This window comes from Motiliproteus coralliicola (assembly GCF_003345655.1).
Taxonomy (GTDB): domain Bacteria; phylum Pseudomonadota; class Gammaproteobacteria; order Pseudomonadales; family Balneatricaceae; genus Motiliproteus; species Motiliproteus coralliicola.
On sequence record NZ_QQOH01000001.1, the window covers coordinates 59655 to 86646 of the forward strand.

Annotated in this window: 24 protein-coding genes; 16 read left to right on the plus strand and 8 right to left on the minus strand. The window is 57.2% G+C overall.

What is annotated here, in order from left to right; translation table 11 throughout:
• The 3 genes from DV711_RS00300 to DV711_RS00310 all read left to right on the plus strand — a co-directional run bounded on the left by DV711_RS00300 (position 1) and on the right by DV711_RS00310 (position 3605).
• The gene (locus tag DV711_RS00300) at positions 1-678 is read left to right on the plus strand and encodes a sensor histidine kinase (RefSeq protein ID WP_114693667.1); all 678 of its coding nucleotides are present in this window, start codon (positions 1-3) and stop codon (positions 676-678) included.
• Positions 679-784: 106 nt separating this feature from the next.
• Positions 785-3079: a DNA topoisomerase IV subunit A gene (gene parC / locus DV711_RS00305; RefSeq protein ID WP_114693668.1), complete on the plus strand. Its 2295-nt coding sequence runs from the start codon at positions 785-787 to the stop codon at positions 3077-3079.
• Positions 3069-3605 (plus strand): DNA-deoxyinosine glycosylase, encoded by a 537-nt coding sequence (locus DV711_RS00310; RefSeq protein WP_243633697.1) that lies wholly within the window; start codon positions 3069-3071, stop codon positions 3603-3605. The genes parC and DV711_RS00310 overlap by 11 nt, the downstream gene beginning before the upstream one ends.
• A gap of 42 nt (positions 3606-3647) precedes the next feature.
• On the opposite strand, the gene DV711_RS00315 is transcribed toward DV711_RS00310, so the two are convergent.
• A complete protein-coding gene (locus tag DV711_RS00315) occupies positions 3648-5117 on the minus strand; it encodes a hypothetical protein (RefSeq protein WP_114693670.1) in 1470 nt (489 codons plus the stop codon).
• Between the two features lie 185 nt (positions 5118-5302).
• Here DV711_RS00315 and DV711_RS00320 point away from each other — a divergent pair, with 185 nt between their 5' ends.
• From DV711_RS00320 to lipA, 13 genes are all read left to right on the plus strand, one after another.
• The gene (locus DV711_RS00320; RefSeq protein ID WP_114693671.1) at positions 5303-6559 is read left to right on the plus strand and encodes a glutamate-5-semialdehyde dehydrogenase; all 1257 of its coding nucleotides are present in this window, start codon (positions 5303-5305) and stop codon (positions 6557-6559) included.
• Positions 6537-7274 carry a nicotinate-nucleotide adenylyltransferase gene (gene nadD, locus DV711_RS00325; protein WP_207802509.1) on the plus strand — a complete coding sequence of 246 codons (738 nt, stop codon included), beginning with the start codon at positions 6537-6539 and terminating at the stop codon, positions 7272-7274. The genes DV711_RS00320 and nadD overlap by 23 nt, the downstream gene beginning before the upstream one ends.
• A 9-nt stretch (positions 7275-7283) precedes the next feature.
• Positions 7284-7688 (plus strand): ribosome silencing factor, encoded by a 405-nt coding sequence (gene rsfS, locus DV711_RS00330; RefSeq protein WP_481318816.1) that lies wholly within the window; start codon positions 7284-7286, stop codon positions 7686-7688.
• Between the two features lie 17 nt (positions 7689-7705).
• Positions 7706-8173, plus strand: coding sequence for a 23S rRNA (pseudouridine(1915)-N(3))-methyltransferase RlmH (rlmH, locus tag DV711_RS00335; protein ID WP_114693673.1), 468 nt, complete (start codon positions 7706-7708; stop codon positions 8171-8173).
• Positions 8174-8218: 45 nt separating this feature from the next.
• Positions 8219-10126, plus strand: coding sequence for a penicillin-binding protein 2 (gene mrdA / locus DV711_RS00340; protein WP_114693674.1), 1908 nt, complete (start codon positions 8219-8221; stop codon positions 10124-10126).
• Positions 10126-11271 (plus strand): rod shape-determining protein RodA, encoded by a 1146-nt coding sequence (gene rodA / locus DV711_RS00345; RefSeq protein WP_114693675.1) that lies wholly within the window; start codon positions 10126-10128, stop codon positions 11269-11271. Before mrdA ends, rodA begins: the two co-directional genes overlap by 1 nt.
• Before the next feature lie 118 nt (positions 11272-11389).
• Positions 11390-12433 carry a lytic murein transglycosylase B gene (mltB, locus tag DV711_RS00350; protein ID WP_243633698.1) on the plus strand — a complete coding sequence of 348 codons (1044 nt, stop codon included), beginning with the start codon at positions 11390-11392 and terminating at the stop codon, positions 12431-12433.
• Positions 12430-13260, plus strand: coding sequence for a septal ring lytic transglycosylase RlpA family protein (locus DV711_RS19650; protein WP_114693676.1), 831 nt, complete (start codon positions 12430-12432; stop codon positions 13258-13260). Before mltB ends, DV711_RS19650 begins: the two co-directional genes overlap by 4 nt.
• A gap of 75 nt (positions 13261-13335) precedes the next feature.
• A complete protein-coding gene (locus tag DV711_RS00360; RefSeq protein WP_114693677.1) occupies positions 13336-14508 on the plus strand; it encodes a D-alanyl-D-alanine carboxypeptidase family protein in 1173 nt (390 codons plus the stop codon).
• Positions 14509-14566: 58 nt separating this feature from the next.
• Positions 14567-15439, plus strand: coding sequence for an aminotransferase class IV (locus DV711_RS00365; RefSeq protein ID WP_114693678.1), 873 nt, complete (start codon positions 14567-14569; stop codon positions 15437-15439).
• A gap of 32 nt (positions 15440-15471) precedes the next feature.
• Entirely contained in the window at positions 15472-15744 is a 273-nt protein-coding gene (locus tag DV711_RS00370; protein WP_114693679.1) for a YbeD family protein, read from the plus strand.
• 8 nt (positions 15745-15752) lie between these two features.
• A complete protein-coding gene (gene lipB / locus DV711_RS00375) occupies positions 15753-16427 on the plus strand; it encodes a lipoyl(octanoyl) transferase LipB (protein WP_114694868.1) in 675 nt (224 codons plus the stop codon).
• Positions 16428-16437: 10 nt separating this feature from the next.
• Complete coding sequence (gene lipA / locus DV711_RS00380; RefSeq protein WP_114693680.1) at positions 16438-17439, plus strand: lipoyl synthase; 1002 nt, start codon at positions 16438-16440, stop codon at positions 17437-17439.
• 76 nt (positions 17440-17515) lie between these two features.
• On the opposite strand, the gene DV711_RS00385 is transcribed toward lipA, so the two are convergent.
• The 7 genes from DV711_RS00385 to DV711_RS00415 form a co-directional block, all read right to left on the minus strand.
• The gene (locus DV711_RS00385; RefSeq protein WP_114693681.1) at positions 17516-18277 is read right to left on the minus strand and encodes a substrate-binding periplasmic protein; all 762 of its coding nucleotides are present in this window, start codon (positions 18275-18277) and stop codon (positions 17516-17518) included.
• Between the two features lie 133 nt (positions 18278-18410).
• Positions 18411-18914, minus strand: a complete 504-nt coding sequence (locus DV711_RS19655) for a type IV pilin protein (protein ID WP_114693682.1) — start codon at positions 18912-18914, stop codon at positions 18411-18413.
• A complete protein-coding gene (locus DV711_RS00395) occupies positions 18911-24109 on the minus strand; it encodes a PilC/PilY family type IV pilus protein (protein WP_114693683.1) in 5199 nt (1732 codons plus the stop codon). The genes DV711_RS19655 and DV711_RS00395 overlap by 4 nt, the downstream gene beginning before the upstream one ends.
• A 27-nt stretch (positions 24110-24136) precedes the next feature.
• Positions 24137-24610 (minus strand): pilus assembly PilX N-terminal domain-containing protein, encoded by a 474-nt coding sequence (locus DV711_RS00400; RefSeq protein ID WP_114693684.1) that lies wholly within the window; start codon positions 24608-24610, stop codon positions 24137-24139.
• Positions 24607-25737 (minus strand): PilW family protein, encoded by a 1131-nt coding sequence (locus tag DV711_RS00405; protein WP_114693685.1) that lies wholly within the window; start codon positions 25735-25737, stop codon positions 24607-24609. The genes DV711_RS00400 and DV711_RS00405 overlap by 4 nt, the downstream gene beginning before the upstream one ends.
• A 2-nt stretch (positions 25738-25739) precedes the next feature.
• Positions 25740-26318: a type IV pilus modification protein PilV gene (pilV, locus tag DV711_RS00410; protein WP_114693686.1), complete on the minus strand. Its 579-nt coding sequence runs from the start codon at positions 26316-26318 to the stop codon at positions 25740-25742.
• On the minus strand, positions 26312-26890 hold the full coding sequence (locus DV711_RS00415; protein ID WP_133297374.1) for a GspH/FimT family pseudopilin: 579 nt from the start codon (positions 26888-26890) through the stop codon (positions 26312-26314). The genes pilV and DV711_RS00415 overlap by 7 nt, the downstream gene beginning before the upstream one ends.
• Between the last annotated feature and the right edge of the window lie 102 nt (positions 26891-26992).

Here is a 26992-nt window from a genome sequence, read left to right on the forward strand (position 1 = left end):
GTGAGTGCGGAAGCGAAGCTGGACTTTGCCGTGCTGCTGGCGTCCAGCGTCCATGATATGAAAAATTCGATTGCGCTGATAATGCATCAGATCAATCAGCTGCCGCCGCAGAGCAGCGATTCCGGGGTTGATGTGGGGCACCTCCAGCTGGAAGCAAACCGGCTGAATAATTCGCTGATCCAGCTGATGATGCTTTATAAGGTCGAGAATCAGCAGTATCAGTCGTTGCCTGATGAGCACTATCTGGATGAGTTTATCGAGGATGTGGTGCTGATGAACCAACCGACCCTCGAGCCCTGGGGCATCGAGATCGAGCAACAGGTGGATCCGGAACTTTGCTGGACCTTCGACAAGAATCTGGTGGTGGGGGTGTTGGGCAATATCGTCACCAATGTGATCCGCTATGCTCGCTCCAAGGTGCTGATTCAGGTTCGCGAGCGTGACGGCAACCTGAGTCTGGTGGTGGAAGACGATGGTCCCGGCTATCCAGAGCAGATGCTCGGAGAGTTGCAGAAGTGCCGGATGGGAGTGGATTTCGGCAGCGGCAGCACCGGCTTCGGACTCTATTTCTCGGTACTGGTAGCTGAACATCATCGCCAGGGGGATCGCTACGGTCAGGTGCGGTTGAGTAATGGCGGCCAACTGGGCGGCGGTTGCTTCGAGTTGATTCTGCCCTAATTTATCGTATTGAATGGTCTGCGCTTGGTTTGCCGAGCGGGGGCCGAGTCTTATCTGCGGTTATTGAAAACCGTACTGTATTTTGTAGTAAGGGTGACTGCCGACTATGTCAGCCAGTGTTGAGATCGACGAAGGCGTTGAACGCCAATCCTTGAAAACCTATACCGAGAAGGCCTACCTCGATTATTCGATGTACGTCATTCTCGACCGGGCCTTGCCCCATATCGGTGACGGCTTGAAGCCGGTACAGCGGCGAATCGTTTATGCGATGTCGGAGCTGGGCCTGAGAGCTGGCGCCAAATTCAAGAAATCGGCCCGTACCGTCGGTGACGTACTGGGTAAGTTCCACCCGCACGGTGACAGCGCCTGTTACGAGGCGATGGTGCTGATGGCGCAGCCGTTCAGCTACCGTTATCCGCTGGTTGACGGTCAGGGAAACTGGGGTTCGCCGGACGATCCCAAGTCGTTTGCGGCGATGCGTTATACCGAGTCTCGTCTGACACCCTACAGCGCGCTGCTGCTGAACGAGCTGGGTCAGGGCACGGTTGACTGGGGGCCGAACTTCGACGGTACCCTGACCGAACCGCTGACACTGCCGGCCCAGGTACCGAATGTGCTGCTTAACGGCAGTACCGGGATCGCGGTCGGTATGGCCACCGACATCCCTCCCCACAACCTGCGTGAGACGATCAACGCCTGTCTGCACCTGCTGGATAATCCGCAGGCCGATCTCGATGAGCTTTGCGAGCACCTGCCCGGCCCGGACTTCCCGACCGAAGCCGAGATCATCTCGCCGCCGCAGGAGTTGCGAAAACTCTACCAGACCGGACGGGGTTCGGTTCGAATGCGAGCGGTGTATCGTAAAGAAGACGGCGAGGTAGTGATCACCGCGCTGCCGCACCAGGTCTCCGGTGCCAAAATACTGGAGCAGATCGCTGCCCAGATGCAGGCCAAGAAGTTGCCGATGGTGACCGACCTGCGGGACGAATCGGATCATGAGAATCCGACCCGCCTGGTGATCGTGCCGCGCTCGAATCGGGTCGATGTCGAGCAGATGATGGCGCACCTGTTCGCTTCCACCGATCTGGAGCGGACCTACCGGGTCAACTTCAACATGATCGGCATCGACGGCCGTCCGCAGGTTAAGAACCTGCGAATGATCCTGGGCGAGTGGCTGCAATATCGAACCGACACCGTCACTCGCAGACTCGAACATCGACTCGAGAAAGTGCTCGATCGACTGCATATTCTCGATGGCCTGTTGGTCGCGTTCCTCAATATCGACGAGGTGATCGAGATCATCCGTACCGAGGACAAGCCCAAACCGGTATTGATGGAGCGTTTCGGTATCACCGATGTTCAGGCCGAAGCGATTCTGGAGCTGAAACTGCGCCACCTGGCCAAGCTCGAAGAGATGAAGATCCGCGGTGAGCAGGATGAACTGAGCAAAGAGCGTCAGAAGTTGGAAAAACTACTGGGCTCCAAGGCCGCGCTGCGCAAATTGATCAAGCAGGAGCTGACGGCGGCGGCTGAACAATACGGCGATGAGCGTCGTTCACCGATCGCCCAGCGCGAAGAGGCCAAAGCGTTCAGCGAGGTCGACCTGCTCGGTTCCGATCCGATGACCGTGGTGCTGTCGAAGCAGGGCTGGGTCCGGGCCGCCAAAGGGTTTGATGTCGACGCCAAGGCGTTGAACTACAAATCCGGTGACGATTACAAACTGTCGGCCAAGGGGCGGATGAACCAATCGGCGGTGTTCCTAGATTCGACCGGACGGGCTTATTCGCTGCCGGTGCATACCCTGCCTTCGGCACGGGGACAGGGCGAGCCGTTGACCGGGCGCTTGTCGATCCCCAGCGAAGCCAATGTGGATGCGCTGCTGGTCGGTGCGCCGGAACAGCGCTATCTGCTCGCCTCGGACAGCGGTTACGGCTTTGTCTGCAGTTACGAAGACCTGCTGGGTAAGAACAAAGCCGGTAAAGCAGTTCTGAGCCTGCCCAAAGGTGCCAAGGTGTTGGCGCCACAATCGGTGACCAACCAGGACGAGCAACTGCTGGCGGCGGTTAGTAATGAGGGTAGGTTGCTGCTGTTCCCGGTCAAGGACCTGCCCCAGCTAAGCAAGGGCAAGGGCAACAAGATCATCAATATCCCGTCGGGTCGGGTCGCCAACCGCGAAGAGTTCGTCGTTGCGCTGCAGGTGCTCGAGCCTGGGGCGTCGTTGCGCATCCATGCCGGCAAGCGTCATCTGACCTTGAAGGCCGCCGATCTGGAGCATTACCGAGGTGAGCGGGGTCGTCGAGGCAACAAGTTGCCGCGCGGCTTCCAGCGGGTCGATGCACTCGATAGCCCGAGTGCTCAAAGTGACGGCGCCGATGAGGAAAGCGGCAACGGTGACAGCTGAGGCTGAGCACCATGCCCAGAGCTTTGCGCCGGTCATCGACGTCGGCGCAAAGTTGTTGATACTCGGCTCGATGCCGGGACAGCGGTCGCTGCAGCAACAGCAGTACTACGCCCATCCGCGTAATGCCTTCTGGCCGATTATGGCTGAGCTGTTGGGCTTTGATGCTGAGTTGCCTTACGCCGAGCGACTAGCGCGGCTACAGCGTCATGGCATCGCGCTCTGGGATGTGCTGGCCGAGTGCCGGCGTCCCGGCAGTCTTGATTCATCAATCGTCGAGCAGAGTATCCGGCCCAACGATTTTGCTGCGTTGTTGGATTTGCATCCGACCATCGAAGCGATCTTCTTCAACGGAGCCAAAGCGGAGCAGGCGTTTAACCGCTATGTGCTCAAAGGGCTCCCCGATCACCTGCAGCAGCTGCCCAGGCAGCGATTACCCTCTACCAGCCCGGCCCACGCGGCCATGAAATTAGCACAGAAGAGTCACTGTTGGCGGCAGCAGCTGGACGCTATCTTGCGGATCGGTTGATCCCGGTGGCGGCTGCTACCGTAACGAAACAGTTGGCAGAGGTTAACCGCTCTGCTTGAGGAAGTGTTCGGCCTGCCGGTCGATCAGGGTTTGGTAGTCACGGTTCAGACTGGCGATCAGCAGGGTATCCTGATCGAATTTGCGGTAGCTGGCACTATCGAGCAGTCGTTGTTGCAGCTCGTCGATCTGGTACAGCTCGGTATGAGTGATCAGATCGTTCTCTTGGATCTGGTCGCTCAACAGCAGTGCATCTTCGGCCATTCGGTCGAAATCTCGAATCGGACCACAGAGCAACACCAGCTTCATATTCAGAGCCGGGGAGAAGTTGTGGATCGCCTGACTGTTGATGCCCCGGTAGAGTGCGTTGAACAGCTGGGCGGCGCATAGGGCGTTGATGCCGTGGCTCTGATCATCGGACAAGGGAGCGAATCTCACACACCAGTTACCCAGAGCATCATCTTCCAGCAGACCTTTGTAGAGCCGGGCGACCTGTTGCAGCGAGTTGTAATAGCGGGTCAGCAGCTGCTCACGCTCGGCGCTGGTCAGAGTATCGCTGCCGCCGACATGGTGGTTGACGTAAAACAGGTAGCCGCGGGGACCGGAGTCCTCATCAGCGGATTGATCGGTTTCAGGAGATTCAGGCTCAGACTCTTCAGGCTCCGCCGTTGGTGTCTGGCACTTATCCTCTGGATGAGGGGCGGGGACTTCGGTTTCAGGGGTATCCAAAGGATCCTGGCCGCCGGGCGAGTCCGTTGCTGGTGGCTGTTGCTGCTGCTCGGCCTGAACCATTGCCGTTTCGGTGAGAGTTTCCTTGGCGGCTGCAGTTTCGTTATCTGGCTTATGAGGAGCAACGACCTCGGGTTCGCAGAAGTGCTGGTTTAACAGCTGCATCATCGGTGCCAGCTCATCATGGCGTTGATGCCCAAGCGCTGGCGGGCGGTGGCCATGGTTGATCTGCACGATGGTGTGGACCAGCGCCTTGGCCGGGCGTCCCAGGTGGTGCCCGAGCCAGACCAGGGCCAGCAGCAGAAAAATCAGGCCAGTGCCCAGTGCCGCCAGTGTCAGCGGTAATAGCTCGCTGATCTGGTAGACGGAGCTATCGGGGTTGAGATGCAGCCGCAAGCTGCCCAGTTGAGTTTGCTCGGCTCGAATCGGCTGGCTCAGGTTCATCTCGCTGGGCTTGCCGACTTGGGACAGATAGTCGCCGTCACCGTTGAGGATTTCTACTCCCTGAATCTGTTCCAGGGTGATCAACTGCTGCAGCACGATCGACAGGCTTAACTCATCACCGGCCAGAATCAGCGGTGCGGCGCTCTGACTGGTTTGTTCGGCCAGTGCCTGTCCCAGCGTCATCAGTTGGTGCCTGCTGAAACTGCGCTGTTCGTGGCTCAGAGCGATACTGAACACGAGCACGCCAGCAAGTAGCGCAGTGCCGATGGCTAACCAGATTTTGCGGCTCAGGCTCAGGTGTTGTAGCAGCGGGGCGAGCAGTGTAGAGGGTGAAAATTTCATGCGCGAAGGCGGCATCCTGGTAACGGGCGGCAAAAGCGTAGCGGGCATCATAACAATTCGTTGCCGGAGGGTGTAGCGCGACCGGCGCCAGTTGTCGTTCGTGCTGGGATTGGGAGGCTTTCGAGCGTGAAATAGCCACCTCGGCTCGCTATAATGGTCCGTTTTCCACCGGCAAGAGAGAAACCATGGACGTCAAACACTATATGGCGCAACTGGGCGCCCAGGCGCGCGAAGCGGCTGGACTGCTGTCGCGTGCCGATACCGGCGCCAAGAACGCCGCGCTGCTGGCGATGGCGCGGGCGATCGACAGCTCACGCGAGGCGCTGATCGAAGCGAATCAGTTGGATCTGGAAAACGGTCGCAACAACGGCCTGGATGCGGCGATGCTGGACCGCCTGGAACTGACGCCAGAGCGGATCGGTACCATGGTCGAAGGCCTGAAGCAGGTGGCGGGACTGCCGGATCCGGTGGGTGGCATCACCGATATGAACTTTATGCCGTCCGGTATCCAGGTCGGCAAGATGCGAGTACCGCTGGGAGTGATCGGTATCATCTACGAATCACGCCCGAACGTCACCGCCGAAGCGGCCAGCCTGTGCCTGAAGTCCGGTAACGCAACGATCTTGCGTGGTGGCTCCGAAGCGATCCACTCCAATCAGGCGGTGGCAGCCTGCATCCGTGCCGGCCTGGTGGAGGCCGGGTTGCCGGAAGCGGCGGTCCAGGTAGTCGAGACCACCGACCGTGCCGCCGTGGGTGAGCTGATCACGATGCCGGAGTTTGTCGATGTGATCGTACCTCGGGGTGGTAAGGGCCTGATCGAGCGGATCAGCAACGACGCCAAGGTCACTGTGATCAAGCATCTGGATGGCATTTGCCACGTCTACATTGATGCCGAAGCCGATCCGAAGAAGGCGCTGGACATCGCCCTTAATGCCAAGACTCACCGTTATGGCACCTGCAACACCATGGAAACGTTGCTGGTGAACTCGGTGGTGGCCGATCTGATGCTGCCGGAGCTGGCCAAGGCGTACGCTGAAAAGGGCGTCGAACTGCGTGGCTGCGAGCGTACCCGTGGAGTCCTGAGCGATGCTGTGGCCGCCACCGAAGAGGATTGGTCGACCGAATACCTGGCGCCGGTACTGGCGATCAAGGTGGTCGATTCGATCGACGAGGCGATCACCCACATCAACCGCTATGGTTCCCACCATACCGATGCGATCGTGACCGAGAACTATACTCTCAGTCGTCGTTTCCTGACCGAGGTGGATTCCAGCTCGGTGATGGTGAATGCGTCGACCCGTTTTGCCGATGGCTTCGAGTATGGCCTGGGTGCCGAGATCGGCATCTCCACCGATAAGATCCATGCTCGAGGCCCGGTTGGGCTGGAAGGGCTGACGTCGCAAAAATACGTGGTGCTCGGTGACGGACATATCCGCCAATAATTCGCCTGAACAGGTATCGCCATCGAGATCGGTGGCGATGCTGGGCGGAACCTTCGATCCGGTCCATCACGGTCATCTACGGATGGCGTTGGAGCTGCGTGACCGGTTGGGCTTTGCCCAGGTTCGGTTGGTTCCCTGTGCCCTGCCGGTGCACCGGGAGTCCCCCGGTTGCAGTGCCGAACAGCGTCTGGCGATGGTGCAGCTGGCCGCGGAAGAAGAGGTCGATTTGCTGATCGACGATCGCGAGCTGCGTTCAAACCGCCCCTCGTACAGCTATGACACCCTTAGTTCACTACGAGCCGAGCTTGGGGATGAGGTCAGTCTGACGATGGTGATCGGCACCGATTCGTTGCGTTCGCTCGATAGCTGGTATCGCTGGCAGGAGCTGCTCGGGCTTTGCCATATTCTGGTGATTGCCCGCCCCGGATGGCACTTGGAGCCAGAACACCCGGTGGCGCGCTGGCTGCTACCCTATCAGGCAGAGTCGGTAGACCAGCTGCATGCAACTCCTTGCGGTTCGGTATTGCTACTGACCCTGGCCGGACTGGAGATCTCCGCCAGCGAGATCCGCCGTCAGATCGGGATCGGCCATTCGCCGCGCTATCTGTTGCCCGATTCGGTCTGGAACCATATTCGTCAACAACAGCTCTACCGGAAGGTGGAGTCAAAACCAAACCCTGAACTGCCGACGGCAGACTCTATCACTGAGAAGTAACCCCAATTTATGCAAACCCAAACCATGACTACCGAACAACTGCTCCAACTGGTCGAAACCGCGCTGGAAGATAACAAGGCGCGCGACCTAGTCCGCCTCGATGTGCGCGGGAAAAGCAGCGTCACCGATTTTATGGTGATCGCCAGTGGTTCATCCAACCGCCACGTCAAAGCTTCGGCCGACAGCGTCGTACAGGCGGCCAAGCAGGCGGGCCTGCAGCCTTTGGGTGTCGAGGGGATGGACAGTGCCGAGTGGGCGCTGGTCGACCTGGGTGATGTGGTCGTGCACGTGATGCAGGTTCACGCCCGTGATTTCTATGACCTGGAGCGTCTCTGGGGACCGGATGCGGTCTCTGATGCTGAGTCGGATGCCGAGCAGGATGCTGCCCGGACCGGCGAACCTCGCCGCAATTAAGCTGCGGAACTTTCACTATGCGGATTCGTCTGATCTGTGTCGGCACCAAGATGCCTGCCTGGGTGGAAGCCGGTTATCAGGAATATGCCAAGCGGATGCCGCCGGAGATGGCGCTGGAGCTGCGTGAGCTGTCATTGGGTCATCGCGGTAAAGGGGCCGACCTGAAGCGAGCGATCACCAGTGAAGGCGATGCGATGCTGGCGGCCATCGGCAAGGGTGACCGGGTGATCGCTCTGGACGTACTGGGCAAACCGATCAGTACCGAGCAACTGGCCGGTCAACTGGCGGACTTTCAGATGGAAGGCGGTAACCTGTCGTTGTTGATCGGCGGCCCGGACGGACTGGATCCCCGTTGCCTGGCACTGGCGGAGCGCAAGTGGTCATTGTCGAAATTGACCCTGCCGCATCCGTTGGTCAGGGTACTGCTGGCCGAGCAACTTTACCGTGGCTGGACCGTGCTTCAGGGACACCCTTATCACAAGTGAGCAACATAACTTTGAACTGCCCGACTATTTTGTGCCCGAGCATCGATGCGTAAACCGGTTGCCCTGAAAGACCACCAGCGTGAGCGTCGAACGTTCCGATTCCGCTCGGTGCTGGCGTTTGCCGTGGTGGTGTTGATGATGTTCGGCCTGGTCAGTCGGCTGATCTATCTGCAGGTGGTTGAGCATGAACGCTACCGCTCGTTGTCGGATCAGAACCGGATTCAGTTGCAACCGGTGCCGCCCAACCGGGGGTTGATCTACGACACCAATGGGGTGCTGCTGGCCGATAACCGTCCCAGCCATAACCTTTCACTGGTCAAAGAGCGGGTCCCCGATCTTGAGGCCACCATCGCCGAACTGTCGACGCTGGTTCAGATCAGCGAACGGGATATTGAAGGTTTTCAGCGCCGACTCAACCAACGCCGTCGCCCCTTTGAAGCGGTACCGCTGCGGTTTCGACTCAGCGATGAGGATATCGCCCGGGTGGCGGTCAATTTCCATCGCCTGCCCGGGGTTCAGATCGATGCAGAGCTGATCCGCTATTACCCCTATGGTCAATCGTTGGTCCATGCCTTGGGTTATGTCGGTCGCATCAACCAGCGTGAACTGGGCGAGGTTGACCAGCAGAATTACTCCGGCACCCACCATATCGGCAAACTTGGGGTTGAGCGTTTTTACGAAGATCAGCTCCATGGCCGGGTCGGGGTGCAGCAGGTTGAGACCAACGCCCGCGGCCAGGTGTTGCAGGTGGTCGAGCGCGATGACCCGACCCCGGGGCGTGATCTGACCCTGTATCTGGATCTCGAACTGCAGCAGACCGCCGAGCAGCTGCTGGGTGATCGGCGAGGTGCCGTGGTGGCACTGGATCCGGAAACCGGCGGCATCCTGGCGTTGGTCAGTACCCCCGGCTATGACCCCAATCCGTTTGTGACCGGTATCAGTGGTCGCGATTATCGTGGGCTGCAACAGCACGAAGATCTGCCGCTGTTCAACCGGGCGTTACGTGGGCGCTACCCGCCGGCATCGACGATCAAGCCGATCATCGGACTGGCGGCGATCGACTCCGGAACCGTGGGTCTGGGCCATAAGGTCTGGGATCCGGGTTGGTATCAGATCACCAAAGAGGGGCGCTTCTATCGCGACTGGAAGCGTCAGGGTCACGGCATGGTGAACCTGCGGGACGCGATCGCCGAATCCTGCGATGTGTTTTTCTACGATATCGGACACCGTATGGGGATCGACCCGATGTCGGACTATCTGGGTCGGTTCGGTTTCGGCAAGATCACCACGTTGGATCTGCCCGAAGCCCATGGCGCCCTGTTGCCGTCGCGGGACTGGAAGAAAGCGGTGCGGGGGCGTTCCTGGTATCCGGGGGATTCGCTCAACCTGAGTATCGGTCAAGGCTTTATGATCTCGACGCCGATGCAGCTGGCCACCGCCACCATGGTAATCGCCAACCGCGGCAAGTGGATCAACCCGCGGATGCTCAAGGCGATGTCCGGTGAGGATGAGCAGGGCAATCCGTTTGTGCTCGACGTACCCGATCGTAAGCTGATGCCGGATATCGAACTCAATCGCGACAGCTATTGGGATTATCTGCGTCGCTCGATGGTCGAGGTGATGCATGGCAAGAAGGGCACCGCAAGGCGCAGTGCCAAGGACAGCCCCTACAGGATCGCCGGCAAAACCGGTACCGCCCAGGTGGTACGGATCAAGCAGGATGAAGAGTACGATGCCGAGAAGCTGGCTGAGCGGCACCGAGACCATGGCCTGTTTGTCGGCTTCGCACCGGCGAATAAACCCGAGATCGTGGTGGCGGTGATCGTCGAGAACGGCGGTGGCGGCAGTAGTGCGGCGGCCCCGGTGGCTCGGGAACTGTTCGATAACTATCTGCTGCGTGAATCGCAGCTCCAGTCTCAGGAACAGTTGGCCGACAACGGAGGGGCGTCCTGATGGGCGGGCAGGATTTTCAGCGCACCATGCCCGGTGCCCAGGTTCATTTCAGTCGCCGCCGTACCTGGTGGTCTTATACCCATCTGGATCCGATTCTGACCCTGCTGCTGCTGATCCTGGCCGGTTACGGCCTGTTCGTGTTCTACAGCGCCTCAGGCCAGAGCGAAGCGGCGGTTCAGCGGCAACTGATCCGCTACGCCGTGGCTTTCGGCGCGATGCTGGTGATCGCCTGTACCTCACCCAGACTGCTGCGGCGCTGGGCACCCTGGATATTCGGGCTCGGAGTACTGATGCTGGTCGGCGTGTTGCTGTTTGGCGTCGGTGCGAAAGGGGCGCAGCGTTGGCTGCAACTGCCGGGGCTGCCACGCTTTCAGCCTTCGGAAATAATGAAGCTGGTGGTGCCGATGACGTTGGCTTGGTATTTCGCCGATCGGCCGTTGCCACCGCGGCTCAAACATACCTTTACGGTGTTGGCGATACTGATGCTGCCAACCCTGCTGATCGCCAAGCAACCGGATCTGGGAACCTCGTTGTTGATCGCTGCCAGCGGTATTTTTGTGCTGCTGTTGTCCGGGGTACTGTGGCGTTATGTGTTCAGTGCGATCGTACTCGCCGGCGCCTGTGTTCCGTTGTTGTGGATGCTGATGCGTGACTACCAGAAACAGCGGGTGCTGACCTTCTTGAATCCGGAAAGCGATCCGCTCGGGGCTGGTTGGAACATTATCCAGTCCAAGACCGCGATCGGCTCCGGAGGCATTCACGGCAAGGGTTGGCTCAACGGTAGTCAATCGCAACTCGACTTCCTGCCCGAGAGTCATACCGACTTTATTATCGCGGTGATGGCCGAAGAGCTTGGGCTGGTTGGGGTACTGCTGTTACTGGCTATCTACCTGTGCATCATCGCCCGGGGACTATGGATTGCCAGCCAAGCCCAGGATACCTTTGGGCGCCTGTTGGCGGGCAGTTTGACACTGACATTTTTTGTCTATGTGTTCGTCAATATCGGTATGGTCAGCGGTATCCTGCCGGTGGTTGGGGTGCCGTTGCCGCTGGTCAGTTACGGGGGAACCTCGATTCTGACCTTGATGGCCGGCTTCGGGATGATCATGTCGATCCACAGTCACCGAACCATGGTGACCCGTTGATGCTGATCACGAATAGGGTAAAGTTGCAGGCAGGTACTGAACCCTTGGCTGCGGTTAAGGACTAAGTCGGATAACGCAGTTTTATATCAGCAACAAAAGCAACAAGAGCAAAATGCCGATGATGGATGCAATTCCGGGGATTACCAAGGCGCGTAAAGCGCTACTGAGCGCATGTTTGATCGGGGTCGGCTTCGGCGCGACGCAACAGGTACTGGCTGCCGCCACCGATTACAAGGACCACCCTAAGGCCAAGGCCTTTATCGAGGAGATGGTCGAGAAAGGACTGGATCGAGACTTTGTTACCGGGCTGATCCATGACGCCAAACACCAGAAGTCGATTATCAAGGCGATCTCCCGACCTGCGGAAAAGCGCCTGACCTGGGGCGAGTACCGGAAGATATTTCTGGGCCAGAGCCGTATCGATCAGGGCGTTGAATTCTGGAATCAGCACCGTGATACCTTGCGTCGTGCCAGCCAGCAGTACGGTGTCCCGGAAGAGATTATCGTCGCGATCATCGGTGTCGAAACCCGCTATGGCCGTCATGCTGGCAGCTATCGGGTCATCGATTCGCTGGCGACACTGGCATTCGACTACCCACCGCGCAGTAAGTTCTTTACCGGCCAACTGGGCGAGCTAATGCTGTTACTACAGGAGCAACCGCTGGATCCGAAGGCGATCAAGGGCTCCTACGCCGGCGCCATGGGGTTCGGACAGTTTATCCCCAGCAGCTACCGTCACTACGCGGTGGATTTCGATGCTGACGGCAGCATCGATCTGCTCAACAATCCGGTTGATGCGATCGGCAGTGTGGCCAACTATTTCAAGCGCCATGGTTGGCGCAGTGGTCAGCCGGTGACCTTAAGCGCCGCGCTGGATAAGCCGATCGAATCCGATAAGCTGAGCAAAAAGCTGAAGCCGATTGAGACACTAGCCCATTGGCGCAACCTGGGATTGACGTTTGATCCGCAGCTGGCCAACGAGCTCAAAGCCACTGCGATGCGATTGCAGGCAGTCGATGGAGAGCAGCATTGGATCGGACTGCATAACTTTTATGTAATCACCCGTTATAACCATTCGCGACTTTATGCGATGGCGGTTTACCAGCTGAGTCAGGAGATTGCCGCGTTGAAGGCGAAACAGCAGCAGGTTGCCAACGGATGATCGGATTGCACCGGGTCGGATTGGCGTTGCTGGTGCTGGCCCTGGTCGGCTGCTCCGGCAGCGGATCGTCACGCTACAGCATCAAGCAGGATCATGGCCCCAGCGGTCATATCGACCTGTCCCATGTGCCCGATGCGGTTCCCCGCGATGAGCCCAAGAGTCGCGGCGGCAACAAATCTCCCTATACCGTATTGGGCAAAAAATACTATGTGATGGACAGCGCACTGGGCTACAAGCAGCGTGGTACGGCGTCCTGGTACGGGAAGAAGTTCCACGGCCATAAGACCTCCAATGGCGAGGTCTACGATATGTACGGGATGAGCGCGGCCCATAAGTCGCTGCCGCTGCCGACCTACGTGCGGGTCACCAACCTGGCCAATGGTCGCCATGTGATTGTCAGAGTCAATGATCGGGGGCCATTCCATGGCGCAAGGTTGATCGATCTATCCTACGCGGCCGCCTATAAGCTGGATATGCTCCGTCAGGGCACGGCACGGGTTGAGATCGAAGCGATCAGCAACGCCAATTATCGACCGGCAACCCAGGCGTTGCACACTGCGCCGGTCAGTAGTGTGTCTCAGCCGGCCGCGGCCAGCCGCTATATCCAGGTGGGAGCCTATTCGAGCTGGAGCGCCGCCCAGAGCGTCAAGACCCGGGTTGAACTGTTGCTACAAGGTCAGAAGGTGGATATCAGTAAGCGCGAAGGGGTGCCGGTGTTGTACCGGGTGCGCCTGGGACCATTGGGAATCGCTGCCAACCCCAGCGGGCTGTTAGGTCAGTTGGCACAGGAGGGGTTCGCCGATGCCCAGGTATTGGACTTGCCCTGATCCATTCGCTAACCTTCATCGGCTTTAGAGCGCCACAATTTTTCAGTTATTGTTTGTTTCCAAAGTAGAGTCATTATGAGAGTTTTTGTCACCATTCCCCGCTTGATCCGTGCCGCCGTTTGCCTGCTGGTGCTGGGATCAGCATCCACTACTGTTTCTGCCGCCGTCCTGATACCCGCGCCACCGTCCTTGGCGGCCAGCGCCTATGTGCTGATGGATGCCAATACCGGCAAGGTGATCATTTCTCAGAACGCCGACCAGCGACTGCCGCCGGCCAGTCTGACCAAGCTGATGACCAGCTATATCGCCGATTATGAGATCGCCCAAGGCAATATCTCCAAACAGGACCGGGTATTGGTCAGTGAGAAAGCCTGGCGTACGCCGGGCTCGCGGATGTTTATCCGTGAAGGGACTCAGGTGCTGGTGGGGGATCTGCTGAAAGGGATCATAATCCAGTCCGGTAACGATGCCAGTGTGGCGATGGCCGAGCATATCGCAGGTAGCGAGGATGCCTTCGCCGACCTGATGAACCAGCATGCCCGTCAGCTGGGGATGAACAACAGCCAGTTCCAGAATGCGACCGGCCTGCCGAAAGAGGGCCACTTTACTACCGCCAATGATCTGGCGTTGCTGGCTCGCTCCATTATTCGCGACTTTCCCGATGATTATCCGATCTACGCCGAGAAGTATTTCACCTACAACAAGATTCGTCAGCCCAACCGGAATAAATTGCTGTGGCGTGACAGCCGGGTCGACGGCCTGAAAACCGGCCATACTGAGGAGGCGGGTTACTGCCTGGTTGCCTCTGCCAAAGACAAAGGCATGCGCCTGATCTCGGTGGTGCTGGGAACCAACTCTGAGGAAGCCCGGGCGCAGGAGAGTCAAAAGCTGTTGTCTTATGGCTTCCGTTATTACGAGTCGGCGGATCTTTATCAGGCCGGTGAAGTTCTTAACGAAGCCAAGGTCTGGGCCGGGACCCGTGATAGCCTCAAGCTGGGTACCGCTGAATCGATCTCGATCACCATTCCGCGCGGCCAGAGCGATGCCCTGGGCGTTACGCTGGATCTGGATAAGGTGATCCAGGCTCCGGTCACCGAGGGGGCCAGTTATGGCACCCTGAACATCACTCTAGGTGACGAGCTGTTACAGCAGGTACCGGTGGTGGCACTGGAATCGGTTGAACCGGCCGGCTTGGTGAAGCGGATCTGGCACAGTATTGTACTGTTCTTCCTGTCGCTGATTGGATAACGCCTCAGTGACATGATCAGGCGCCGAAAGGCGCCTTTTGTGTTTCTGGCATGACTGTATGACCGAAGAAGAAACAACAACTTACGCTTATCTAAACGGGCAGTACACGCCCTTGGAGGAAGCTCGGGTTCCGGCCATGGACCGCGGCTTTCTGCTCGGGGATGCCGTGTATGAAGTGATCCCGTTCTATCATGGTGTCGGATTTCGCTTACCGCAGCATTTGACCCGGCTGCAACGTAGCCTTGATGCGGTGGGTATCGAGCTCGATCCGTCGATCGATCTGGGGGCTGTGTTTGAGCAGCTGGTGGCGCGTAATCCGGGGCGGCATCAGGCGATCTATTTGCAGATCAGCCGGGGCGTTGCTCCACAACGTAAGTTGCGTTATCCGGCCGAGTTACGCCCCACGGTCTTTGCCTACAGCTACCCGATCCAGCTGGCGCTTGAAGGCCCATTAGATCAGGTCCAAGGGATCCGGGCCGTGACCGTGGAAGATCAGCGTTGGCTGCGTTGTGATATTAAAGCCACCGGTCTGTTGGCCAATATCCTGGCGATCCAGGAAGCCGATTCCCATGGCGCCGAGGAGCCGTTGCTTGTCAGCGAAGGCCGGGTCACCGAAGGAACCTCCTGCAATCTGTTTCTGGTTGAGGACGGAGCCATTGTAACCCCGCAGCTCGAACCCCATATTCTGGGAGGGACTACCCGAGGCTTAATTCTGGAACTCGCCCAACAGGCGGGGCTTCCGGTTAAGCAAGAACAGGTTGCGCAGTCCCGTTTGGTCCATGCAGATGAGCTTTGGATCAGCAGTTCGACCCGTGGTGTGCTACCGGTGATACAGGTTAACGGCCAACCCGTCGGCAAAGGTGTACCGGGACCGTTGTGGTTTAAGGTGGCCGCGTTGTACCAGCAGTATGAACAGCAACTACTGGGCTGAGCCTCAGGCGCCCGGTGAGATGAGATGTGTTAATGACCCAGCAAGAACCCCCGAAGATTGAATTTCCCTGTCCCAACTATCCGATCAAGGTGATTGGCCAGGCCGGCGAGGGCTTTGTCGATCTCGTTATTGAGATCATCCAGAAGCATGCGCCGGATCTGGATACCTCTATCATCACGACCCAGCCGAGTCGAAACGGCCGGTTTTTGTCGGTGCGGTTGAAAATCACCGCAACCGGTGCCGATCAGCTGGCCGCCATCCATCAGGACCTGAAAGATACTGGCAAGGTCCAGATGGTGATCTGATGGCCGAAATGGAGCGCACCTTAAAGATCCGCATGCTCGGGCAGCAGCCCTATGAGCCGATGCTGGAGGCTATGCAGTCGTTCACCGCTGAGCGGACCTCTGACAGTGATGACGAGATCTGGTTTTTAGAACACCCACCGGTCTTTACTCAGGGCCAGTCCGGCAAGGCCGAGCACCTGCTGGCCCCGGGCGATATTCCGGTCGTGCAGGTGGATCGGGGTGGACAAGTGACCTACCACGGTCCGGGGCAGCAGGTGATCTACCTGTTGCTGGACCTGAAACGGCTGGGAATGGGGGTGCGGGAACTGGTGACTCTGATCGAGCAGACCGTGGCCGAGGTGCTCGAGTCTTACGCGATCAACGCTTACCCCAAGTCAGATGCCCCCGGAGTCTACGTCAGTGATACGCTACCGGCCGAGTCCAAGATCGCCTCGCTGGGATTGAGGGTACGCCGGGGTTGCACCTTTCATGGTGTTGCGCTGAATGTGGCGATGGACCTGACTCCTTTCGATCGGATCAATCCCTGCGGCTATGCCGGGCTGGCGATGACACAGATCAGCGACCTATGCCGCCAACAAGGGCAGAATCCTCCCTCCTTGGCCGAGGTTGGCCAGCGGCTGCAGCAGGTTCTGGTGCGCCGCTTGGGTTATACTCACACATCCACCACAGAGCAGTTAGGTTAGACCAATACCGATGTCGCAGAACAACTCAGACTCCGCCCCGCAAACAGCAAAAAAGAATCCGGTCAAAGTCGAGCAGGGGGTCAAACTCCGGGGTGCCGACAAGCTGTCGCGGATTCCGGTTAAGGTGGTCCCGACCGAACGGGAAGATATGCTGAAAAAGCCTAGCTGGCTGAAGGTTAAACTGCCGTCATCGAATCAAGTCAACAAGATCAAAAACCGGCTGCGCAAGGGCAAGTTGGCATCGGTGTGTGAAGAAGCCAGCTGTCCGAATCTTGGTGAGTGCTTCAGTCACGGTACTGCGACCTTCATGATCATGGGGGATATCTGTACCCGTCGCTGTCCGTTCTGTGACGTGGCCCACGGTCGTCCCAATGCGTTGAATGATAACGAGCCGGCTGAGCTGGCCGAGGCGATCGCCGATATGCAGCTCAAGTATGTGGTGATTACCTCAGTGGATCGTGATGATCTGCGCGATGGTGGTGCTGCTCACTTTGCCAGCTGTGTAACCGAAACCCGTGCCCGGATTCCCAGCATTGAGGTGGAAATTCTGGTGCCGGATTTCCGGGGCCGGATGGAGATCGCGCTGGATGCATTGGAGCAATCGCCGCCGGACGTTTTCAATCATAACCTCGAAACCGTGCCGCGCCTGTACAAGCAGGTTCGTCCGGGCTCCGATTACCAATGGTCGCTCGACCTGCTGAAAGCCTACAAACAGCGCTGTCCGGATGTCACTACCAAGTCGGGGCTGATGGTTGGGCTAGGCGAGTCGATGGAGGAGATCGAAGCGGTGATGCAGGATCTGCGCGCCCATGATGTCGATATGATCACCATCGGTCAGTACTTGCAGCCGAGCCGTGACCACCTGCCGGTGGATCGCTATGTCCACCCGGACGAGTTTGCCGCATTGGCGGATAAAGCGACCGAACTTGGCTTCAAACACGTCGCCAGCGGTCCATTGGTTCGCTCCTCCTATCACGCAGATCTGCAGGCTCATGGTGGCGTAGTACGCTAATCGGCCTGAATTGCGTTAACAAAATAGCTGCTTCTTGCGGCCATTTTTTGTGGCTTTGTATCTGACCCACAACCGATTAAGGGGTGGTGCTACCCAGTACCCGATCGATTTCCCCGGCTGCCCGTAGTTGTCCAATAGCAGAATTGATCTGTGGAATAAGCAGGTGAGCATCGGTCTTTTTTGAAAAACCGATGTAGAAGGGCTTTTCGTAAAGACTCTGGCTACTGGCCCTAAAGCTGCTACTGACGCCTAGCTGCTTCAGGTACTCCTGACCGACGATTTCATTGGTAGCAACCAGATCGACTCGACCGTGGATGAGCAACCGAAAACAGTCCTCGTCACTGTTCATCTTTTCAACCTTTAAAGGCACGCCCTGGTCGATCTGTTGATCAAAGGTCTCAGCAATGCTGAAGGAATGTTGTACCGCGATGTTGAAGCGGCTTAAGTCCTGATAGTTCTTCCACCGAATGCCGTTCGGATATTTTTCAATGCTGTAGAAAAAGACGGTCCTGGCTGGGAACAGGGGCTCCGAAAAGAGCATGTAGGATTCTCGTTCCGGGGTTTTGAACAACAGCGGAATGCCATCGTAGTGTCCTTTCTTGACTCCATTGAGCGCTTTTCGCCATGGAATCAGTAGGATCTGGGCATCGTGATTCTGCAGCTGTTGGAAGATCAACTCTACCAGCTCAACGGCAATACCTGCCTTCGCCGGGGAGCCATCTGCTTCGTTACCAACAACATAGGGTGGCCAAGGGTCATTGGCCATGGTGATCGTCTCTGTCGCCAAAGATGGCATTGAAAAGCTCAACAGAGCTAGAAAAGCCAAGCTACGTAACATCAGAACTGCCTATCTCATGAGTCTAGGGATAATCATAGTTTGGCCTGAGTGGGCTACGTGGGTTATGCCTCTGTGAGTAATTCAAAGGGTCTCTTGAATATCTTCCCGCTTCGAAAATTTAGAGTCAGAGATACTAGTCTGTCCAGGTCGCCTCGCCAGCGCCTATCGCACCGTTGTCGTCTCTGTCCCAGCTCTTGATACCGGTATTGGCAAGTTCAAGATAACCATCTCCATCTTGGATAGTCCCGGCGATTGGAGTGGCCCGTAAGGTATAACCGTTGTTATCGGCGGTCTGGATGGTCAGATTGTAATGCTTATCGCCGCTGTCGATTGGAGATTGGGACGGATAGATGGTACTCAGAGGTGGGTTGGGGTAGCTGGTACCGCCGGCCTGGGCGTTGTCGTAACTATTGGTGTCGGTACGATGCCTTTCCATTGCGGTGGAGAAGGCCAGTAGCGCGTTCTGCGCATCGGTACGGTTACTGTCGATCAAGTATTGCTGAAAATTGGGATAGGCAATGGCCGCGATGATGGCGAAGATCGCCACCGCGACCATCAGTTCGACCAATGTCATCCCCCGCTGGCGCTGGTCTTGACCGGCGCTGCGAGGATTATGAGCGAGGACGAGAGGGCTCATTCATTCACCTCGATCCAGTAGGTCCGCACCGATTCGACGTCAGTATTGACCTGATCCAAACGCTCCGGACCTACCCAAACGGTGGGCTTGCTCTCGAGCGTGTCGATGACGGTGGGGGTGGCAGGGATCGAACCGATCTGCAGCTGAATCACCCGGTCGGCGGCATTGGTGTTGCCGTCACCATTAATGTCCAGCATCGGGGTCGCATCAAACAGACTGACCAGATAGGCTCGGCTGGTACCCTGAGCCGGATTACAGGAGCCGGAGCTCGGCGCTGTCGGTTCGTAGGTGGTGAATACGATCTGGTTCTGGATTGTCGCGCTACCCGCCAGAACTTTCTCGCCGCTATTAGTCATTCGGATCATCCAGCCGTCTTTGCGGGCGACATCACTGTTCGAAAGTGCGACCGCCGCTTCATTTTTCTGGGCATCGTCACCTTCGCTGATGTAGTTGTTGGTGGTGTCGTACAGATCTGCTTCGGTCAGGGTGGTCCAACTGCTCGGAGGCGCATGGGTGTCGAACAGCTTGATCATATAGAAGCGGTCTTCGATCGCGGTATTGAGCGGGTGTGCCCGGTAGCCCGAACCGATCGCCAGCGACAGGTAGCGATCGCTGCCCTCGACGGCCAGTGCCAAATCCGGAGGGTAGTAGAAACGGCGGTTATCGGCCGATTGGGCAGCAATCGCGCTGCCATTGCTGTCATAGCTGCCGGCCAAATCAGCGATTTTGGTGATGGTGCCGAAAAGATTTAGCTGACTCTCACTAACGGTATTATCCAGATCGATTCTCCAGATCTGACCGCCCATGTCGCCGACATAGAGCTGGTCGGCCATGCCGTCACGGTTCATATCGATCACGTTGATCTTGGATGGGATGCTGTAATCCATATCGGCGTGGGTTTCGTCGTGGGCGCTATGATTACCGGCAGACCAGATCAGCGCGCCGGTGTTGGCATCAACAATATAGATAGCATTACCGACCCCGTCGGCAGTGCGGACCGTGACATTGTCCTGGTTGGTGTCATAGCCACCGCCAAAGATCAGCACGTCGTAAACGGTAGAGCCTAGCTTGATTTTACTCTTAACCGGCTGAGACCAGGTTTGGCCAAGATCGACAAAGTCGCCACTGCCGCCGCTGATCTGCCACTTGAACGTCGGGGCGTTGAGGTTGGTAACGTCCAGAGCGTAGTAGTTGCGCCCCCCTCGGCGCATACCTGCGTACAGGTAGGCGAAGTCGCCGGTATCTTTCAGGTCTCCGTCTTTATTGTGATCTTTAGTCCACAGGGTGATGCCGCCGTCCATACCGTAGGGGCGGGGATCGACACTGAGATTGGTGTAGTAGGTATCGAGATTACCCAGTAGCTCCTGCGGAATAAAGGCAAACTGCTCGATACCGGTGTTGATATCGACCGCGTGAATAAAACCTTCATTGGTACCGAAGAAGATGGTGGATTCGATCGGATTACTCAGGCCTGCGTAGGTAACCAGTTCAGGACGCGAATGCAATGGATCCCCAAGCTCGTAGCGTGGGGCGTCATTCTCATCTAGACCTCGAGTCCACTTGAGCAGATTTGTGCGGTAGGTGGCGTCCTGACTGGCGATGTCGAGCATGCTCAAGGTGATTAAGCTGTTGCTTTCGTGAACCTTGTTTTCGTCGGCGGTCAGCGCCTTAGTAGTGTCGATCAGACTATAGATCTTGCGGGTCGTCGGCAGCTTACTGGCCGCGCCGCCTTTCTCTACCTGATTACCGTCCTCATCCTGCGACCAGAAACTCTGGGAGTCGATCGAGAAGAAACCGGTGGTCGGATCGATCGCCGGTTGCTGTGGGTTCTGGCTATCGTAGAGTGTCGCCGGGTTGCCCTTAAGCTGATACTTCTTCAGGTTACCGAACCATTTGGCGGTCTCCATCGGCTTAAACAGAGCGAAGTAGACGTCGTCACGATGGGCAAAGCGGTTGAACTGGTTGATGGTTACACTCGGTTCCACGAAGGTGGTGTTGGCCGCCTTGACCGTTTTAATAATAGTATCGAATGCGTTGGTCAACTCGGCTGCCGAGTCGGCTTCGTAGAAGCCGCCGCCACCGGTGTTAGCCAGATTGCGCAGCCACTGCTCTGAGAAGTTGAATCCGATGGTATGCGTAGTGATGTGCTGGTCATTGGCCAACGAGTGTTGATCGGAGTTTTTCAGATAGCTGATCAGCTCTGGACCACAGGCCTTAGAACCCGAATCGATACAGCTGCTGTCGCCGGTCAGAGTTCTGACCTTGGCAGCAGAGGTATTGACGCTGGCATAGCCGTCGGTGAGTAAGACGATATGGTTGGATTGGCACGATTCGGTGATCGGACTGGTATACATGGGTGAGCCGGTGATCTCTTCATCGGCACAGACGGTGTTGCCCAGATCGTCTTCATTACAGCCAGTCGGTCGAACCAGGGTGCCGCCGGTGTAGGAGTTCGGGTGGGAAACGCGGGTCTTGGATTGGGCTGAGTCATCCCCGCCACCTCGAACTTTACCGTAATCCACAGCGTCGCCGCGGTAGTAGAGTGCGGCTTCGTAAAGCGCATCGACGATGGGGGTTCCGCTCTTATGCTCCAGGTTGTTGACCTGTTCAATCAGTTTGCTTCGAACCGTATTGCTGCTTACCGGAACCGTGCTTGGATCGGCATAGTAGACCAGTCTCGGTGCAAGGTTACTGCCATCGTAGGATTCGGCGACGCGCTCCCCAGAGCCGCTGATAATAAAGGCCATGCTGTTGCCCGGAACCCAGTCACCCCGCGCTAGAACGGCATTGACTAGCGATGAGATATCGGGGCTGCGGATAATCTCGTGCTCCGTCGACCAAGGATCGGTGATGGTCCAGCCTACGTTGCCGGTCGTGCTGCGGCTGCCGATGTTGTTGGCGGCGGTGGTAAAGGTTGCCGGGTTGGAATCATCTTGAACCTTGATGGTCAAGCTGGTGGCTTCTGTCGGGCCGGTCTCATCGACGGCAAATTCCAAGTAGGCACTCCCTACGGTGCTGCCTTGATTGAGCTGAACATTGTTGAACCGGATGCCGATGGTTTGGGATGAGCCGTCGGTGACCAGTTCAAGGTCGGTGCTGCTGAGATTGACGTTGCCACTGCTGCTCTGCTCAGCATCATCGCTACTGCTGTCGACCCGAACGCCGAACTCTTGGTTCATACAGCCGGTAGGGGCACTGGCAGGATCGTAGGTGATGTTCAGTTGGGCCGCCTGGCTGGGACTGTTTTCGTAGGATTTGGCGGTGCGAAGTCCTGTGCCACTGATGATCAACGACATGCTGTTGCCGCCGCACCAGCCGCTGCGATCGACGATCTCTTGAATAATGCTGGTCAGGTCGGGCGCCTGATATTCGGTGCCGTCACTCCAGGCGCTGAGCGTGCCGGCAGCGTTCCAGCCGACGTTGGCGGTGGTGCGAGGGCGGTTCGTACTATCCAAATCGTTCGCGCTGGTGCTGAACTGGGCGCTGTTGTCTGCACCTTCACCATGGAAGACCAGATTGGTACTGAGGCTATTGGAGGCGCCGGCGGTCAGCGACAAGCTGGCCGAGCTGATGGTTGCGCCTTGGGGGATGTTGATGCTGTTGAAGCGAAGCCCCAGAGTTTGGTTCTCTGTAGTACTGCTACCGAGACTGTAGGTGATCAACAGTTGAGCCGCAGAGCTGCTGTCGCCCTTGTGGGATTCGATGGTTCGGTAGCCTGAGCCGCTGCTGTGCTCGACAATAAATGCCATCGAATTGCCGGAACTCCAGCTGCTGCGGTTGACGATCTCCTGCACGATACCGCTGAGGTTGGGGCTATAAAGATTATTACCTTCGGCCGGGTTGGTGTTGATCGCCCAGCTGCTGTTGGCGCTGGTTTTGGTTCGGCTGGTGACATTGTTTGAGTTGGTGAAGGTGGTCGGTGAATCCGCATCTTCACCCGAAATCAACAAGGTGACGTCATTTGGGTTCTCGTCATCGATCTCAAAGACCAGCCGTGCGTCGGTAATGGTGGCTCCGCTTGGAACGTTTACGCCGGTAAAGCGGAAGCCGACTGGGTTGCCGCTCTCGGAGATATTGATCTTCTGAATATTGGTGCCGACGTTGCCATTACTGGCCTGGACGGCGTTGTCGGTGTCGCTGTTAATGCGATTGTTGATCTGAGTAGTGTTCAGGGTGGTGTAGGTTACATTGAGCTTAGGTGCGATCAGGGCACCGCCGTCGTAGCTTTCCGGCCAGCGGACACCGGTGCCGCTGACGTGTTCGATGATAAAGGCGATTGCATTGTTGTCGGACCAACCACCACGATCCACCAGTTCTTGAATTACTGCGCTCAAGTTGGGGGTCGTCAGGGTGGCGCCGACGGCCGGGTTGTCGGTGATGGCCCAGGTGACGTTGGCGGTGGTTTTGCTACGACTGCTGATATTGTAGGAGCTGCTGGTGAAACCGGGAGGATCATCGTGTGCCTGTGCCGATACCAGCACTGTGACTGGATCGGCGGACACGGCTTGTTGTTCATCGATGGTGAACTCGATGCTGGCACTGGTAATGGTTGCGCCAGAAGGAACGTTAACATCGGCAAACCGAATGCCGACCAGCTGTGGCGTGCTGCCGTTGGCTTTGGTCAGCTCCAGATCTCCACTGGTGAGATACATCATGGTGCCGGTTGAAGAGTTCTCTTCAGCATCATCGGCACTGGTTTGTACTCGGGTGGAAATGGTGGTTGTGGCAGGGATGGTGGTTCGGGTCATCTCCAGAAGCAACGAACTTCGGTCCATCACACCGCTGGTGGACATCTCGACATCGTCGTTGCCGCTGCTGATCCGGGAGCTGGTAGAGCCGTTCAGTGCATCCTGCTGAACCGTGCTGGTCAGCGTGGCATCAATATCGGTGACCGGGTAGAGAATCGGGCCACCGGGGTTGGAGAAACGCATCAGCCCCACGTTGACATCCTGGATATTGTTGAGGATATCGATCAGTGAACTCTTCATTCGATCAAGGCGGGTGGTGCTACCGCCATCGGTACTGGTCATCGATCCCGAGGTGTCGAGAACAAACAGGACGTTGGGCTTGACGGTGACATTGGTGCTACCGCCGAAGTAGATCTCAGTGTCGTCGGCCCAAACCGGTGTGGCTATCAGCCAGCTGCAAAGGAAGCTGCCGAGTACTGTCCGTAGGTTGTGATCGAAGACTTTCATAACATCTCTCCAACCGGGCGTTCCCGGTTATTGGTCATCCGTGGAAGCGACAAAGCTGACGCGGTAGTAGCCCTGCCGGATCAATGTGCTGGCATTCATGTCGGTCATTTCGCCGGTACCATGCACTTCGTACATATAGGTTGAGGCGGTACCTATCGAGTTGCCTGGGGCAATACCCTCACCAACAAACTCGGTCTGAGCAGTGGCAGTAACCCCCGAAGTGCTCATCGATACCGTGACGCTCGAAGACAGGTTGTTACTGTTGTCGATCGCGTCGAACATCATCTGGTCTTCATTGATGGCAAATTCGACCGCACTTTCAGCTGCCTGGAAGGTTCGGTTATAGGTCTGCGCATTGGCCGCCATCTTCTCTTCGAAACTTGAGGTTTTGGTTGAGGTGGCGGCAATCAGGGTCACCACCACGATAACCAGCAGGCAAACCACCAACACCACGCCTTTCTGGCGCTGTCGGTTGGGTCGATGGTTGGGGATCTGACTCATTGCCGGTTCCTCAAAACGATGGTGCTGGTGAAAGCCAACCGCAGCCGTCGGTCCACCGTGTGGGTTGCGATTGCACTGGTTGTGCCTAAGGGTTCGATATCGTTCCCGGGAAGGCGGTATGTGTCGTTGTCCGGATCGGTCAGAATCTCCTCAGATGAGCTGACCAGCAGGCCGATTCGCACTGCATCTACCTCAGCAAAGTCCAGATTTCCGTCGGTGGCGTCGACAAAGCGCAGGTTGCCGTCAGCCAGCCGTTGACCGTAGAGAATCTGCAACTGCTCGATCCCTTCGACCAGCTCCACTTCTCTTCCAGTGACATAACTGCCGGTACCGGTGCCATCATGGAAGGTGCTGTCGAACTGATACAACGAGTAGATCGGGTTACCACGGTTGGTATTGCGACCGGTGTCCTTGGTGTAAAACGCCAGCGCCTCGAAGCTCATCACTTCGGAGTCCTCTCCGTAGGGTTTACTAAGGAAATTGCTAGTATTGTGTGAACTGGAGTGTGTAATGGTGGTTTTGTTGTCGGTATCCTTGGGCAAATTGACGATTCGGAACATATCGGCATTTTCACAGTCGGAGACTACTGCGATGTCGTACTTATTCAGGCCGATGCTGTTATCGTCGATTTTGATTTCTGCGCTCACAGAACTGCAGGAGTTGCCGCCACCGGGGCAGATTACGTTAACTCCGGTAGGGGAAACGTACTGTACATAGATGACGTCGCTCCCTACATGAACGCCGTTGATCGGTGCAAGATAGTTGTCGCGGTTCACTGTATTCCAGCCGCTGTGCTGGGTCTCATAGCCCAAAATGGCTCGGCCTGTGAGATCGCCGGTCGGGGCGTTATTGGCGATGATATTCATATCGACGATCTCAAAGTCGATACAGCCCTGATAGCCAGCCATCCGAATATGGCGGGTCAGGATATCCATTGCCAGGCGACCGTTCTCCTGTACCCGGGCATAAGCATGAGCGATACGGTCGGTGCCGCTGGAACCGACGAAAACTTCGAACACACCCAGCATCAATAGCGAGCTGACCACTAGCGCGATCATCAGCTCGACCAGTGACAAGCCTTTTTGTTGCTTGCGGGTCCGATCATTTTTTGGCTGGAGTCTTTGCATAGCTACCTCGTGGCGTTGAAGTCCAGCGTAAAGGTTTTGGTGCTGTCCGCTTTGTTGCTGTCGGTGCTGACGTTCCAGTCCAGCTCCTGCCAACTGACCGAGACGGAAAAGCTTGAACCGCTGGCGGTTACAACCCCAGCGCCACCGGGTATTAGACTGCGGTAATTACTGCCATCCTGGCCAACCCCGGTGATATCAACAAAGTTCTCTGCCCATTCGCGAAGGTCGATATCTCGAAGTTGTTCGGCTGTGCAGCCGGAATTATTGGTTGCGCAGCTGCTGCTGGATGGCGTTGCCATGCTGCTGGTGCTGATACTGTAGCGGTCGCTGTCACCGGTGGCATAAACCGCGTTGAGGCGGATACGGTCGGCGATATCGTAGGCCAGCAGGCTGGCCTGGGTTCGGTAGTAGGCGCTGCGGTTGGTCTGTAGTCCGGTGATCTGCAGAGCGGTGGCGCCAAGAAGGGTGGTGACCAGCAGTACCAGCGCAATCAGCACCTCCATCATGCTGACGCCGCGCTGTTGGTTGATGCGATTGAATCTCTTCAGACGTTGTAGTGGTGGACGGGTTGATATCAGCATGAGATCTCCCCGGTCGCGCCTTGGTGGTTGTTGAGGGTGTTGTCGCCATCTTCATCGACTGCTAGGCGGGAGACGCCGGAAATATTGACCACGATAGCACGGGCTTCGGAGACTCCCCGATCGTCACAAAGCGTAAAAGTGCCAGCGCTGGAGTCTGTGTCGAGCAAAAAACCGGTGGAGGCAAACTGAAGTCGGCCAAGATTGGTGCCGCCGAAGCCCGAAGCGCGCAGGTTGTTGCCGCCAATCAACGGCTCCTGATAATGAAGCAGTTGATCGTCGCCATCGATCACGGCATTACCGCCGTTGTTGCTGTCGGTAAACAGGATCCAGCCGGCTTCCCAGTTAGTGGTGTTGCAGTTGCTGCCGTTGTCGCTGGCACAAAGGGTAACGATACCGCGGCGATTGGCGGCTTCGCCACGAGCCATATGGATGACACCGATCAGGGTGTTGATCTGGCTGGTTAAGCGGTTGTCCTGAATAAAACTACTAAAGCCGGGTGCGACCAGGCCTGCCAGGATGGCAATCAGAGATACGGTGATCAGCAGCTCTATCAGTGTGAAGCCTTTTTGCACGGTCTTATTCCAGGGTTTGGGCACAGTTGGGGCTATACAAGCTAAAGGGTAGCGGCTAAGTCGTTTTCAAACGTTGATCTGGCGCACTGTCTACCGACTAGG